Source organism: Bergeriella denitrificans NBRC 102155 (genome assembly GCF_001592185.1).
GTDB classification, from domain to species: domain Bacteria; phylum Pseudomonadota; class Gammaproteobacteria; order Burkholderiales; family Neisseriaceae; genus Neisseria; species Neisseria denitrificans.
The window spans coordinates 1-1,498 of record NZ_BCWL01000315.1 but is presented as its reverse complement, the minus strand read 5'-3'; the positions used below and the strand labels follow the sequence as shown (position 1 = coordinate 1,498).

General features: G+C 55.7%; 1 protein-coding gene. It reads right to left on the bottom strand.

All coding sequences use genetic code 11. From position 1 onward, the window contains the following. Positions 1-6 precede the first annotated feature (6 nt). Positions 7-1,416 (bottom strand): OmpP1/FadL family transporter, encoded by a 1,410-nt coding sequence (locus tag BDE01S_RS10500; RefSeq protein ID WP_066081310.1) that lies wholly within the window; start codon positions 1,414-1,416, stop codon positions 7-9. Positions 1,417-1,498 lie beyond the last annotated feature (82 nt).

The following is a 1,498-nucleotide window of genomic DNA, read 5'->3' as shown; positions in this document are numbered from 1 at the left end:
CAACTATCAACGGAATTTGTAGCTGTATTGCAGGCCGAAGAGGTTGGCGTAGTTTTTGAACTTCGCGCTGGCCGGGCCTTTACTGTCCACATTGTCGCCTGTTGAAGCGGCGGCGGAGAAGGTGGTGTCGTTGATATGGATATGGCTGTATGCTACGTCAAAGACATGGTTTTTGCGGTATTGGTATTTCGCGCCGATTGAGTACCAAATGCGGTTGCCGTCAGGCAGGGTATTCAGACGGCTTTGTGCGCCGCGTACCGGGCTTTGATCGAAAGCGATACCTGCGCGCAGTTGCAGCGGTTCGCTGTATTGGTATGCACCGCCGAGCGCGACTTTATAGGTGTTACGCCAGTTCGGGGTGATGATGGTACGGTCGGATTGGTTGCCGCCGCCGATATTTTTGGTGTTTTCAAAAATCAGCTCGGCCCGGTTGAAGCGGCTGTGGCGGGTCCAGGTCACGTCGCCGAATAAGTCCAATTTGTCGCTGGCTTTGTACATGCCGTGTACCGATAATGATTCGGGTGTCACGATTTTGACGCTGGCTTTTTCATGGGGAACGTAGCCGTAGGCCGCCGTGCCGATCAGAGCATCGTAAGCAGAGAGCCCGCCCAGTCGGGGATTAGGCGATGTAACGGCCAATCCGTCGGCATACCAGTTTGCCGCGCCTTCCAGCTTGTGGGAGACTTTGGAGCGGTAGTTGACACCGATGCGGGTGCGGTCGTTGACATCCCACAGCCAGCCCAAGTGGTAGCCGAAGCCCCAGTCTTTGCCTTTGACTTCCGCATGGCCGTCAGCCAGGCCGGTCATGTTGGCGCCGGCCAGCGCGCTTAATGTGCCGGAAGCATCCCAGTCTGCATATTTACGCAGCTCGGCGGTAGAGTATTGGGCGATGGCGCCGACGCCGAAGGCATGCTTGTCATTGAGTTTGTAAGCGACCACCGGCTCGATGGCGATGGAGGTCAGACCCAGTTGGTTTAAGTGATGGCGCAATACAGAGTCTTTGCTGTATTCGGTAGAAGAACCGAACGGCACATACATACCCAAGCCCAGGGTCAGGTCGTCATTGAGTTTGTACGCGCCGTAAACGTGCGGAGCAGGCACAACATCATCGGTGATTTTGCCGCTGGTTTCGCCGCGCACGGAGCCGCCGCGACGGTAGCCGGCCTGGGCATCACTGTATTTGATGTAAGGTGCAACCAAGTTGATGGCAGCGGTCACTTCGCTGCTTTCCAATTTGGCCAAACCAGCCGGATTGTAGAAAATGGTGGAGGCATCCGCCGCTTCCGCCGCCGCCGCATTGGCCGTGCCTTGAGATGTAACGGACTGGGTGCCGAAGTGGTAGCCGGAAGCCTGAGCCAGCGTCGGGAAAAAGGCGATGCCGAGCAGGAGTGGGAGGTGTTTGTAACGAATATTCATGATGATAACCGCTTACTTTAAAACAGTGATAATGAAACGGATGGCCTGGCAATCCGCTTGTATAGTCGTAGAACTTAAATCC